At 66.6% G+C, this 13,366-nt stretch carries 10 protein-coding genes; 1 reads left to right on the top strand and 9 read right to left on the bottom strand.

Annotated elements, in window-relative coordinates; all coding sequences use genetic code 11:
- From WS51_RS02605 to WS51_RS02575, 7 genes are all read right to left on the bottom strand, one after another.
- Window positions 1-1,137, bottom strand: coding sequence for a glycosyltransferase (locus WS51_RS02605; RefSeq protein ID WP_059503627.1), 1,137 nt, complete (start codon window positions 1,135-1,137; stop codon window positions 1-3).
- A 43-nt stretch (window positions 1,138-1,180) separates the two neighbouring features.
- Window positions 1,181-2,140, bottom strand: a complete 960-nt coding sequence (locus tag WS51_RS02600; RefSeq protein WP_059503629.1) for a glycosyltransferase family 2 protein — start codon at window positions 2,138-2,140, stop codon at window positions 1,181-1,183.
- 62 nt (window positions 2,141-2,202) lie between these two features.
- Complete coding sequence (locus tag WS51_RS02595; protein ID WP_059450712.1) at window positions 2,203-4,428, bottom strand: polysaccharide biosynthesis tyrosine autokinase; 2,226 nt, start codon at window positions 4,426-4,428, stop codon at window positions 2,203-2,205.
- A 50-nt stretch (window positions 4,429-4,478) separates the two neighbouring features.
- A complete protein-coding gene (locus WS51_RS02590) occupies window positions 4,479-5,657 on the bottom strand; it encodes a polysaccharide biosynthesis/export family protein (RefSeq protein WP_059450711.1) in 1,179 nt (392 codons plus the stop codon).
- Entirely contained in the window at window positions 5,651-6,094 is a 444-nt protein-coding gene (locus tag WS51_RS02585) for a low molecular weight protein-tyrosine-phosphatase (protein WP_059450710.1), read from the bottom strand. Before WS51_RS02585 ends, WS51_RS02590 begins: the two co-directional genes overlap by 7 nt.
- 40 nt (window positions 6,095-6,134) lie before the next feature.
- On the bottom strand, window positions 6,135-7,550 hold the full coding sequence (locus WS51_RS02580) for a UDP-glucose dehydrogenase family protein (RefSeq protein WP_059450709.1): 1,416 nt from the start codon (window positions 7,548-7,550) through the stop codon (window positions 6,135-6,137).
- Between the two features lie 69 nt (window positions 7,551-7,619).
- Entirely contained in the window at window positions 7,620-8,993 is a 1,374-nt protein-coding gene (locus tag WS51_RS02575) for an undecaprenyl-phosphate glucose phosphotransferase (protein WP_059450861.1), read from the bottom strand.
- A 425-nt stretch (window positions 8,994-9,418) separates the two neighbouring features.
- Between WS51_RS02575 and WS51_RS02570 the strand changes: the two genes are divergently transcribed.
- A complete protein-coding gene (locus WS51_RS02570) occupies window positions 9,419-10,945 on the top strand; it encodes a mannose-1-phosphate guanylyltransferase/mannose-6-phosphate isomerase (RefSeq protein WP_059793238.1) in 1,527 nt (508 codons plus the stop codon).
- 121 nt (window positions 10,946-11,066) lie between these two features.
- Here the strand turns inward: WS51_RS02570 and WS51_RS02565 are convergent, their stop codons facing one another.
- Together WS51_RS02565 and WS51_RS02560 are read right to left on the bottom strand one after the other, a co-directional pair.
- A complete protein-coding gene (locus tag WS51_RS02565) occupies window positions 11,067-12,008 on the bottom strand; it encodes a transposase (protein ID WP_059450707.1) in 942 nt (313 codons plus the stop codon).
- 733 nt (window positions 12,009-12,741) lie between these two features.
- Window positions 12,742-13,323, bottom strand: a complete 582-nt coding sequence (locus WS51_RS02560; protein WP_069228550.1) for a DUF3501 family protein — start codon at window positions 13,321-13,323, stop codon at window positions 12,742-12,744.
- Window positions 13,324-13,366 lie beyond the last annotated feature (43 nt).

Raw genomic sequence — 13,366 nt, 5'->3', positions numbered from 1 at the left:
TCACTGCGACGACGCGCGCGAATCCGCCAGCGGCATCGCCAGACCGGTCGCCGCCGGCGTGCGGCGCCGGCGCAGCATGTCGCGCGTGATCCGCACGTGCTGTTCCGCGAACGCCTGCGTGGTCAGGTCGCGCTCGCGCAGGCACGCGGCCGCGGCACGCGCGCATGCGAGCGCGGCGGCCGGATCGGCGACGAAGCGATCGGCGGCCTCGCGCATCGCCGCCGTGTCGAACGCCGGCACGTAGGCGGCCGTGTCGTGCGGGAAGTAGTCGCTGAGCCCGCCGACGTCGGACACGATCATCGGCTTGCCGACCGCCGCCGCCTCGAGCATCACCGTGATGCCCGACGCGTGGAAGTTCGGCCGCAGCGGCACGACGATGACGTCGGCCCACGCATACAGCTCGTGCTGCTTCGCGAGACCCGAGGCCGAACCGATCTTCACGTTCGGCGCATGCCACTCTCGCGGCACGCGGCGCCGCGTCGCGAGCCGCACGTCGTAGCGCTCGTCGCCGCCGAACGCGGCGAGGAACGTGCGCCAGTCGCGGTCGCGGTCGTTGCCGATCGCGGCGATCCGCAGCGGCCGGTTCGGCTGCCACTGGCGCGGCTCCGTCGGCGGGAAGTCCTGCGTGTTCAGCCCGTAGTAGACGAACTCGGCTTCGCGCCCGAGAAAGCGGCGGCACAGCTCGGCGTTGTCGCGCGCGAGCGTCGTCAGCGCATCGGCGCGCGCGAGCAGCTTGCGGTACAGCCAGCGGCGTGGCGCGCCGAACGTGTTCCACTTGTCGAACAGCCACACGCTCTGCGCGAGCAGCAGCGGGTGCTTGCCGCGTGCGCCGGCGAGCTTCAGGATCAGCGCGGCGGCGAGATGCTCCTGCTCGGTGTGCGTCCAGATCACGTCGGTGCCCAACAGCGCCGCGCGATTGCGCCACGCGTGGACGACGTCGAAGCCGAGCGCCGCCTTCAGCGCACGGCGCGCAAGACTCGCGACGCGCCCTTCGCGGCCGTCCTGCGAATAAGTCAGCCGGAATTCGTCGGATTCCGCGTGGTGATAGCCGTACAGGCAGCCGATGTTCTCGCCTTTCCGATAAGTACGCGGATCGGCGCCGTAGAACAGGTGGACGTGAACCTTCGTGGAATTCATGCAAGCCCTCCGGGGATGGCGGCGCGCGCTGCGCGCAGCCCGTTCAAGACGTCACCGGCGGCATCGCCGCACGATGGGGGGCAAGGTCGGCGCGACGCGCATCGCGTGCGCCGCGGCGCACCGCGCGCCAGTGCTCGCGCACGCGCTCGCGCCGCGCGGTATGCAGCGACAGCAGCAGGTGCGCGAGGCCGGGGTAGACGCGCGTGCCGATCAGCGTCCACCACCACCACGCGATCTCGCGCCGCAGCGGCGGCAGATGCTCGCGCAGGATCAGGTGCAGGTTGTACGCGCCATTGCTGATCGCATTCAGCGACGCGGCATCGCGCCGGTCGTCATCGAAGCGCTCGGCCGGAAAATGATCGACCGCGATCGCCGGGTCGTAGACGAGCTTCCAGCCTTCGCGCTGCACCTGCATGCTGAAACCCATGTCGTTGTGCACCTGCGCACCGGCGCCGCGCAACCGCGTGTCGAAGCGCAGACGTTCGATCGCGGCGCGGCGATAGCTCATGTTCGCGCCCTTGAGCATGTCGACTTCGCGCGCGCCGCCCACGCCCAGATGATGGTTGCCGATGATCTTGCCGGACAGCGTGAGCTGGCCGACGCGCTCGCGCGACTCGTCGAGCACGCGGCCCTTCTCGTGCACCCAGTCGCGGCCGCCCACCGCACCGACGCGCGGATCGGCGAGGAACACGGCTTCGACGCGCGCGAGCCAGTCGGCGCGCGGTGCCGCGTCGTCGTCGGTGATCGCGACGATGTCGCCGTTCGCCGAGTCGAGGCCCTTGTTCAACGCAGCCACCTGCCCCGGCACGTCGACCGGCACGATTCGCAGCGGCAGCGTGCCGCCGACCGACGGATCGGCGAGGCGCTCGTGCGTGGCATCGTCCTCCGGGCGCGCGACGACGATCACCTCGTCGGGCAGCCGCTGCTGACGCTGCAGCGCCAGCAGGCAGCGCGCGAGGTCGGCGGGACGCCGAAAGGTCGGAACGAGCACGGAAATTTTCATCGAGGGTTCTCCAGTCGGCCGGGCCGGCGCTGCGCACGCCGGCCCGGTTTCGTGCAATGCCGTCAGGCGCTCAGGTATTCGTGGACGGCCGCATAGCCGCGGCCGTAGCCGCGCGCCTTCGGCGGCACGCCGTTGAAGATCCCGCCTTCCAGATCGACGCCCGCGGTACGCAGGCGCTTGATCGCGTCGGCGATCTCGCCTTCGGTATGCATGCCCGAGCGCAGCACCAGGAAGGTCGCGCCGGCCATGCGGCCGATGATGGTCGCGTCGGTCACCGCCAGCACCGGCGGCGAGTCGATCAGCACGACGTCGTAGCGCTTGCCGAGCCCTTCGAGGTATTGCGGCAGGCGCGTCGACATCAGCAGCTCCGACGGGTTCGGCGGGCGCGTGCCGGCCGAGATGAACGACAGGCCCTGTACCGGCGTCTCGCGGATCGCTTCCTCGAGCGGCGACTGGTCGCTCAGCAGTTCGGACAGGCCCGGCTGCACGGTGAGGCCGAAGTAGCGGTCGAGCATCCCGCGGCGCATGTCGGCGTCGATCAGCAGCACGCGCTTGCCCGAATGCGCGAGCAGCACCGCGAGGTTGACCGTCAGGAAGCTCTTGCCGATACCCGGCGTCGGGCCGGTCAGCACGATCACGCGATTCTTCGCGTCCATCATCGCGAACTGCATCGCGGTGCGCAGGCTGCGCATGCTTTCGACGCTGAGGTCCTTCGGGCGCAGGCTCGCGAGGATCGGCCGCGCGCGGCCGCCGCCCTTCTCGGCCATGGCGTCGAGCTTCACCTGCTCGGCGCTTTGCGGCACCAGCCCGTACAGCGGCAGGTTGAAGGTGCGCTCCACGCGATCCGGATCCTCGATGCCCTGGAACAGGTTGCGGCGCAGGAACACGATGCCGGTACCGAGGATCAGCCCGAGGAACACCGCGGCCGACAGGATCAGCACCTTCTTCGGCTTGACCGGATCGCCCGGGCGCAACGCCGAATCGACGAGGTGGATGTTGCCGCCCGTGCCGGCCTTCTGCACCGACAGCTCCTGCACGCGGTTCAGCAGCAGCACGTAGATGTCCTCGGCGACCTTCGCGTCGCGCTGGAGCTGGACGGCCTTCACTTCGGTCGCCGGCAGGCTGCGGAAGCGGTTGCTGAACTTTTCCTTCTCGCCCTGCAGCTCCGCGAGCTGCTGCTTCGCGGCGATCACCATCGGATGCGAATCGGTGAAGCGCTGCGCGAGCGACGCGAGCTGCAGGCGCTGGGCCGCGATCTGCTGTTCGTACTGCACGCTGCCTTCGAGGTAGACCTTCGCCTCGTCGCTCGCGTTGATCGAGCCGGACGTGCGCTGATACTGCGTCAACGCGGCTTCCGCGCGCTCGAGATCGGCCTTCAGGCGCGGCTCCTCGCCCTTCAGGAATTCGAGCATCTTGGTCGCTTCGGCCTGCTTCGCGATCACGTGCTGGTTCAGGTACGACTGCGCGAGCGCGTTCGCGATCGCGGCGGTCTGGCTCGGGTCCTTGCCCTCGAGCGAAATCTGCACGACGCCCGTCTGCTTGCCCTGCTCGGACACCTGGATGCCCGACTGGAAGCCGGTGATCGCGTCGAGGTCGTTGTAGCGCACGACCGTGAACTGCGTGCCCGGACGCGCGACCAGTTTCTGCACGAGCAGCGTGACGCCGCCGCCCTGCTCCGATTCGCCGACGCGGCCCGACAGCAGCCGGTTGCCGCTCGGGTCGACCAGCGTGTAGGTGCCGTTCGGGCCGGCCGTCAGCGTCAGCTTCTTGCCTTCGAGCGCGGGCACGACGTTGATCGCGTCGATGTCGGCAACTTCGCCGCCCCACGCGTACGACCGCAGGCCGAACCACGCGCGCGACGGCTCGCCCGGCGTCGCGACGCGCGCCGCGAGGCTGCCGATCAGCGGAATCGTCTTCGGCACGACCGAGAAGTTCAGCTTGAACTGCTCGACGACCGGCGCGACGACGCCGCGGCTCTTGATGATCTCGATTTCCGCGTCGGTCTGCGCCTGTTGCGGACCGCTGTTGATCGTCGCACCCGTTTGCGTCTGCGTGAGCGCCTGCGACGTGTTGTCGTTGCTCTCGACCCGCACGTGCACGTCGGCCTGGTACACCGGTTTCGCGACGTAGCAGTAGAGGCCGGCGAGCGCGATGACGGTCGCCGCGATGCCGAGCAGCAGCCAGATGTCGTCCATCAGCACCTGGAGCAACTGGCCGAGGACGACGTCCTCTTCCTCGGTTTTCGCGGCCAGATCCGCGTAGGCGTGTTTTGCTTGCGTGTTCACCATTCGTTCCCGCTTGAGTGGTGCCGGGGCGGAGGCGCCGCCCCGGCGGGCTATCAGCGCGTGATTTGCCGCATGTAGAAGATCGTCTGGATCGTCGGCAGCACCTGCTGCAGCACACGGTTGAACTGCACCGAGCTGGCCGTGCTGACGTAGACGACGTCGAGCGGCTGGAGCGGGAAGCGGCTCGACAGCATCAGCGCATCGGGCTGCGTCATGTCGAGACGGAACACTTCCGGCTTCGTCGGGTTGTCACGCATTCCGCGCATCACGTAGATCTTGCGCGGGTTCGCATCGGTGTCGAGGATGCCGCCGCCCGCCGTCAGCGCGTCGGCGATGGTCAGCCTGCCCTTGAGCATCGGCACCGTGACCGGCGTCTTGACCTCGCCCATGATGAACACGCGGCTGTCGCTGCGGTCCGGCACGTTGATGATGTCGCCCTGCTGCAGCATCACGTTCTGCTTCACCTCGCCGCGGTCGAGCACGCCGTTCGCGTCGAGCGTGTAGAGCTTGCCGTCACGCGTGAGGCGCACGCGCTGCAGGTCGGCCTCGGCGGTCGAGCCGCCGGAGCGCGAGATCGCGTCGACGAGCGTCAGCGGCACGTCGCTCATCGCGAGCGGGCCGGGTGTCTTCACCTCGCCCGTCACCTGCACCTTCTGGCTGCGGAACGACAGCACGCGCACGTCGAGCTGCGGATTCTTCACGTAGCGCGCAAGGCGCGTGGCCAGCTCGTCGCGCGTCTGCGCGATCGTCTTGCCCGCCACGTGGATGCGGCCGACGAACGGGAAGAAGATCGTGCCGTCGGCGGCCACGGTCTGGCCGTACGGATCGGCCTGGCCCGGCAGCGACGACGAATACGGCTGCTGCAGCGCGCCCGCGATGGTCTGCGTCGTGTTGCCGCCGCTCGAGAACGACTGGCCCTGCGGCGTCGTCAGTTCCGGGTGGTCCCACACGGTGACGCCGAGGATGTCCTGCGGGCCGATGTGGTAGACGTACTGCGACGGATCGCTGTAACGGCCCGGCGGCAGCGGGTGTTCGACCTGCTGCTTCTGCAGCTGATCCATCACCAGCTTCGCGTCGATGTAATGAACCGGGTAGGTTTCGGCCTGGCCCTGGCGGCCGTCGTCCTTCAGGTTCGACGAGTCGAGATAGTTGCCGGGCGCGCTCGCGCAGGCCGACAGGAAAGTCGTCATCGCGACGGCGAGCGCCAACGGGCGCATGGGACGTTTCAGCATAGTTTTTGCAGCCATCCTTGAACCAGACGTTCGATCAATGAGTAGCTCTCGCGATAGTCGGCCTCGGGGCCGCCATGCGGATCCGCGATCTCGGCGTCCTCCCACTTGCCGAGCAGGTGGACCTTGCCGCGCGCGAACGGATCGACCGATTCGACGGCCTTGATCTGCTCGCGCTCGCTGACGAGAATCAGGTCGGCGTCGCGCACGATCCGGCGCGACAGCCGCCGCGACCGGTGCTTCGTCGCATCGACGCCGCGCTCGGCGAGCAGTTGCCGCATCACCGGATCGATGCCGTCGCCGTCGTTCGCGCGCACGCCTGCGGAGTGAAACGTCACGCGCGGGCCGCCACGCGACGCCGCGTGCGACTTGAACAGCAGTTCCGCCGCCGGGCTGCGGCAGACGTTCGCATGACAGACGATCAGGATGTTCCGGAACATGGCGTCTCGAGTCGGGTTACGGGTCACGACGGCGCGCGCGTTACGCGTTCGCGCGCGCGGCGCCCGGCATGCGGGCGGCGACGGCCTGGCGCGAGCCGGGGCGGCCGATCGGGTGGTATTCGATGCCCAGCTCGCTCATCGTCTCCGGCTCGTACAGGTTGCGGCCGTCGAAGATCACGGGCGACTTCCATTGACGTCCGAGCGCGACGAAATCCGGGCTCTTGAACGCCTTCCACTCGGTGACGATCACCAGCGCGTCGGCATCGCGCGCGGCCTGTGCCTCGTCGTCGACGAAGGTGAGGCGCTCGAGCCAGCTCGGGTGATCCGCGAGATCGAGCGCGAGCACGCGGCGCGCTTCCTGCTGCGCGACCGGGTCGTACGCCGCGATGCGCGCGCCGCGCGACAGCAGCTCGGCGATCAGCTCGCGGCTCGGTGCTTCGCGCATGTCGTCGGTGTTCGGCTTGAACGCGAGCCCCCAGATTGCGAACGTGCGGCCCGTCAGGTCCTCGCCGAAGCGCGCGACGATCTTGTCGGCGAGCACGCGCTTTTGCGTCGCGTTGACCGACGACACGGCCTTCAGGATCTGCAACGACTGGCCATGCTCGTCGGCGGTGCGGATCAGCGCCTCGACGTCCTTCGGGAAGCACGAGCCGCCGTAGCCGCAGCCCGCATACAGGAAGTGATAGCCGATGCGCGGATCGGAGCCGATCCCGCGACGCACGGCCTCGATGTCCGCGCCAAAGCGGTCGGCCAGGTTCGCGAGCTCGTTCATGAACGAGATGCGCGTCGCGAGCATCGCGTTCGCCGCGTATTTCGTGAATTCGGCCGATCGCACGTCCATGTACAGCGTGCGTTCGTGATTGCGGTTGAACGGCGCATAGAGCTTCTTCATCAGCTCGCGCGCGCGCTCGCCCGGTACGTCGTCGTCGCAGCCGATCACGATGCGGTCCGGCCGCGTGAAATCGTCGACCGCCGCGCCTTCCTTCAGGAATTCCGGATTCGACACGACGGAGAACATCGGCACGTCGCCGCCGCGTTTCGCGAGTTCCTCGGCCACCGCCGCGCGCACGCGCTCGGCCGTGCCGACCGGCACCGTCGACTTGTCGACGATCACCTTGAAGCCCTTCATGTAGCGGCCGATGTTGCGCGCCGCCGCCAGCACGTACTGCAGGTCGGCCGAGCCGTCCTCGTCGGGCGGCGTGCCGACCGCGATGAACTGCACGTCGCCGTGCGCGACCGCTGCCTCGATGTCGGTCGAGAAGCGCAGGCGGCCGGCCGCGCGGTTGCGCGCGATGACTTCCTTCAGGCCCGGCTCGTGGATCGGCACGCCACCGTTGTTCAGGATGTCGATCTTTGCCTGATCGACATCGAGACAGAACACGTCGTGCCCGATGTCGGCGAGACAGGCGCCGGTGACAAGACCTACATAACCGCTGCCGATGATAGTCAGATTCATGATGTGTCGGACCTCGTGACCAATGATTCGAAATTCGTGAAACCGGGGTGTCTGCGCAATGGCACCGCGTCAGTAAGCGTTGCTGCCGGTGAAGCCTTTCCAGAGCGTCAGCACGACGATCTTGATGTCGAGCCAGAACGACCAGTTCTGCATGTAGTACAGATCGAGCTTCACGCGTCCCATCATCTTCTCGATCTGGTCGGTCTCGCCGCGAAAGCCGTTGATCTGCGCCCAGCCGGTGATGCCCGGCTTGATCCGGTAGCGGAACATGTAGCCCTTCACCAGATCCTTGTAGATGTCGTCGTGCGCGAGCGCGTGAGGCCGCGGGCCGACGACCGACATCTCGCCCTTCAGCACGTTGATGAACTGCGGCAGTTCATCGAGGCTCGTGCGGCGCAGGAAGCGCCCGATCGGCGTCACGCGCGTGTCGTTCCTGGTTGCCTGCGTGACCTGTCCCGCGACCTCCTGATGCACCTTCATCGAGCGGAACTTGTAGATCTCGAACTCGTGCCCGTCGATGCCCTTGCGCTTCTGGCGAAAGAACACCGGGCCGGGCGACGTGAGCTTGATCAGGCACGCGATCACCAGCATCGCGGGCGCGAGCGCCGTGAGTGCCGCCAGCGCGAACAGCCGGTCGAACACGAACTTCGGCAGGATCCGCACGTCGGTGATCGGCGACGCCGCGAGGTTGATCGCCGGCACGCCGAGCACCTCGACCACTTCCTGGTTGAAGAACGACAGCGTGCGCACGTCCGGAATGAAGCGGATGTTCACGAAGTCGTGGCGGAACACCGTCACGATCTGGTGAATCCGGCGTTCCTCCGTGATCGGCAGCGTGAGCCACAGCTCGCTGATCGCGCGGCTGCGCACCAGCCACACCAGCGATTCGAACTGCCGCTCGATACGCACGTCGTCGAGCGCGACTTCGCCCGGCGCCTCGCTTTCGTCGTACACGCACACCGGGTTGAAGCCCGCTTCCGGACGCGCCCGCATCTGTGCGATCAGCCGTCGCGCCGCCGGCGTGCCGCCGACGATCGCCACCGCCTTCAGGTTGTAGCCGCCGCGCCGCAGTTGTCGCAGCACGACGTGCACGCATGCCTTCGAGCCGGCAAGCAGCGCCATCGTCACGAGCGCCCAGTAACCGAGCCACAGTCGCGACAGGTCGCCCGACTGGTGAAAGCTGAAGCTCATCAGGATGCCCGCGAGCTCGACCACCAGCCACGCGAACGCGACACGCCCCACCAGCCCGACGAGACGCTTGCCGCGCCACGACTGGTAGATGCCCATGGCCGGAAAGAACACGACGACCAGCAGGCAGTCGAACAGCACCATCGTGCGCTGCAGGTCGTTGAGCCAGATGCTGCCGCCGTGCAGCGCGGCGGCGATCAACGCCCCCAACACGACCATCGCGATATCGATGACTCTCGCCAGCACGCTCAACATGTCCGCTTCCTCTTTGAACAGGCGTTTGCCGAACAGCTCCTCGTGCAGCCCGTGCCGCACCTTCGATTCAAACGTTGCATGACGCTATTGAAGCGACAAGAAAATCGCCCCTCAAGCGCACAAGTATTTCGAAAAATAATCGGAAATTCTTGCCGCGACATTCTTGAATTAAATCGGCAGGTTTTCCCGAATCGATCGCAAATCGGGATTTTTCGGCAACTTTACGGTTCCCGCCAACCCTTTGCGGGACGGCGATCCAGCCGGATTTGCCGAATTATTTTTTATTTTTTTATTTGCATCGCATGCTATCGAGGAAAAATTTCCCTGACACGTGCGCGACGAGTATCGTGCAAATCGCCCGGTTTTATTGTCGATTTACTTCATGCTACAAACAGGCACTGACTTCAATCGAGGAGAGTGTCATCATGAATGCTCCGGCCGTGGCAGCCGATACGCGCCCTTCTTCTTCCGCCGCAACCGACGCCGCAACGCGTGTCGCGGTGCAGCCGGTGATTCTCGCCGGCGGTTCGGGCACGCGTCTGTGGCCGATGTCGCGCGAACACTATCCGAAGCAGTTGATCGGCCTGCTCGGCGATCATTCGCTGCTGCAATCCACCGCGCTGAGACTCGACGGCCTTGTGACCGGTCATCCGCTGAACGACGACGTGCTGATCGTATGCGGCGAGGACCATCGCTTCACGACTGCCGAGCAACTGCGCCTGACCGGCAAGCGCGCATCGATCATGCTCGAGCCGCTCGGCCGCGACACCGCGCCCGCGCTGACGCTCGCCGCGCTGCGAATCGTCGCCGGCGGCGGCGACGCCGTGATGACGGTGATGCCGGCCGACCATGCGGTCGCCGACCAGGCGCGCTTTCATGCGGCCGTCGCGGCGGGCGTGCACTGCGCGGCGCAGGGCAAGATCGCGACGATGGGCATCGTGCCGGGCCGCGCCGAAACCGGCTACGGCTACATCCGCGTCGGCGCGCCGCTTGGCGACGCCGCCACCGGCAACCTCGACGTGCGCCGCCTCGACCGCTTCGTCGAAAAGCCGCACCTCGAACTCGCGCAGCAGTACGTCGCATCCGGCGAATACTGGTGGAACAGCGGGATCTTCATCGTGCGCGCGTCGGTGTGGCTGAATGCGATCCGCGAGCTCGAGCCCGAGATCCTCGCGGCCTGCGAGCAGGCCGTCGCGCGCGGCCGGGACGACGGCGACTTCTTCCGCGTCGATCGCGACGCGTTCGCCGCGTCGCCGTCGAACTCGATCGACTACGCGGTGATGGAGCGCCTCGTGAGCCTGCCGCAGCTGTGCGAAAGCGTCGTCGTGCCGCTCGACGCCGGGTGGTCGGACGTCGGTTCGTGGGACGCGATCTGGCAGATCCTGCCGAAGGACGAAGCCGAGAACGTCGGCCGCGGCCGCGTGCTGTTCGAAAACGCCGAATCGACCTTCGCGCATGCGGAAAGCCGGCTTGTCGCGTGCGTCGGCACGCAGAACCTCGTGGTCGTCGAAACGCCCGATGCCGTGCTCGTCGCCGACAAATCCCGCGTGCAGGACGTGAAGAAGATCGTCGGGCGCATCAAGGCCGAACGCGGCGCCGAAGCGACCGATCACCGCAAGGTCCATCGCCCTTGGGGGCATTACGACTCGGTCGACATGGGCGAACGCTTCCAGGTGAAGCGCATCGTCGTGAAGCCGGGCGCGCGATTGTCGCTGCAGATGCATCACCATCGCGCCGAACACTGGATCGTCGTGCGCGGCACCGCGCGCATCACGCGCGGCGACGAAACCTTCCTGCTGTCCGAAAACGAATCGACGTACATCCCGCTCGGCGTGTCGCACCGCCTGGAGAATCCGGGCAAGATGCCGCTCGAGCTGATCGAAGTGCAGTCGGGCGCCTATCTCGGTGAAGACGACATCGTCCGCTTCGACGATACCTACGGACGCCAGTGACGCAATGCATGCCGGGCGCGCCGTCTCTGCGGTGCGCCCGGCATCGACTGCATGGCGAGGACAAAAAAAAGCGCGGGCGCCGTAACGGACGGCGACCCGCGCGTTTTCGTTCGGACGACGATCAACCTACGCGATACGCGTACTCGCGGCGATCCGACTGCACCGGGTCGTTGCGGCTCTCCGCCAGCGCGCCCGCGCGGCGCTCGGCGATGAAGCGCTTGATGTCCGACTCGGCACGCGCCAGCGCGGACAGGCCGGCCAGCACCTCGCTTTGCGGCGTACGCACGGGTTCGTCGCTGGCGCCATGGCGATCGATCCACTGACGCGCCCAGTCGAGCGCGTACTGCTCCGCTTCCTCCGCATCGGTGAAGCGCGGGCCGATCAGGCCCGAGCGCTCGACGCGCCGGTCGTCCTGCATGATCTCGGCCCATGCGCGATACATCAGGTTCTGCACCGGCTGCGCGCTGCCGTAGATCGTGTAGCCGCGGTATTCGTCGACTTGCGGCTCGGCCGCGGCGAAGCTCGCGGCGGACGGACGCCCGTGACGCAACCCCGCTGGCTGCGCGCCCGGCACCGCGAACGATGCACCGGGCGACGCGACGGTGGCGGCGTTCGGCATCGCGGTCAACGTCGCGCCTTCGCCATCCCAAACGTTTGCCCGAGCGACCGGCAGTTGCCACGACTCGGGGTTCTGCCAGAACACGCCGCGCAGACGATCGTTGTCGGGCACGGGCTCCGCGCGGCATGCCGGTGCGGCCGGCGCCGGCGGCGGCGGCACGTACGCGAACGTGCGCCCGCTGAACTGGGTCAGCACGTCGATCATCTGCAGCAGCGTGCCGTTCGCGAGCCACTCCTCGTAGCGACGGCGGCACGTCGGCCCGGACGGATAGCGGCCGGGCAGCTTGGACCACGCTTCACCGGTCGTGAGGATCCACAGAACCGCGTTGGCGACGACGCGCGGTTCGGCTCGCGGGCGGCCTCGACGGTTCAGCCGAATGGGTTCATCGGCGATCAGCGGTGAAAGTCGAAACCACTCTTCATCGGTAAGCTCATCGAAGAACATAGTTGATTTCTCCACGCAGCCAGGCCGGGGCTGCGATTGTCGGCGCCGTCGTCACGCATCGCGTCACGCGGCGGCCCGGTTGCACATTATGGTTATCCGAATGTTGTGCATGCCGGTGCGACACCGCACTTTCACGGTGCCGCCATTCACGGCAATGGCGCACAAATCACGGTCTCACTCCAATGTGGGAATTTTTGTGCACGAAGCATACCATCCTCAGGGTTTATCTCAATATGACAATGACTTAATGTTACTCACTGAAACAACCTCCCAAGGATGCGCAATCCATTTATGCTTGAATTTTTTTACGCGATCGTTATGCCGGAGGCTGGGAAGCCCCGTCTGGCGGGGCACTGCGGGGTGCCGAAGCGACGCGCCAGGCGGGCGTCCGCGTTGGTCCGACCCTCATCGGCGACATTGCCGGGAATTGCCGCCGCAAATCGGTAAATCAGGGAAAATTTCGTAACAAGATATTCACGAATCGGTAAATCGTTCAAACTCCATTGGAGTCGATTTTCCTGATGCACAATCTCTTTATTGTTTCTCTGCAAGTAATGAAAGCGGTCGCGGTGCGATGCACATTGTTTCCTGGCGTGCAAGCGTCGACGGGTTTGTTACATGTTGCAGTAGCAAACTGCCGACAGCGGCCGGCGCGACAGGCGCGGCGTCTCGTTTCGGGTCGGAATGACAGGGAGTCCGCGCGATACGGGAAGCGGCACCCTGTCGCTTGCAATCAACGCAGATCGCCCGCCAGCGACGCGGCGACGTCCGCGTCCACGCGTTGCGCCGGCACCGTATAGGCCGGGTGATCGCAGCCGATCGACAGCGCCGCGCCACCCTTGAGCGCCACGCGCGTCGGCCCGTCCAGTTCGAAACGCACGAAATGCACGGCCGAGGTCTTCTCCGCGTTGTCGCGGTCGAGATCCTCGTCGGCGATCGCGTAGACGTCAGGGTGCCCGTCGACCCGCAGGTACACGCGATCCTCGACGCCGATCAGCCGCGCGAGCGCCGCCCGCCGTTCGGCCTCGTGCTCGTATTCGATCTGCAGCGTCGCCTTCAGGTTGGTGCCGTCGGGCACGAGCGGCAGATAGGCTTCCAGCTCGCCTTCGATGCCGGCCTCGTCGAAGATCTTCTCGATGTGCAGCATTTCCTGGATCTGATAGCGAATCGTGGTCTCGTCCTCGAACAGGAAGCGCAGATGGTTGCCGAGCGCCACCGCGCGGCGGCGCTTGTACGCGACGAGCCGCGCGTGTTCGGCCTTGCGGATCTTCGCGTACGCTTCGAGCGTCAGCAGCGAGTCGCGGGTCAGCGTCATGGGATGTCCTCGGATAGCGTCGATGTCTTCGTGCAGCGGCGGC

Origin of the sequence: Burkholderia territorii, assembly GCF_001718335.1 — a bacterium.
Lineage (GTDB): Bacteria > Pseudomonadota > Gammaproteobacteria > Burkholderiales > Burkholderiaceae > Burkholderia > Burkholderia territorii.
This window is presented reverse-complemented; position numbering and strand designations above follow the sequence as displayed.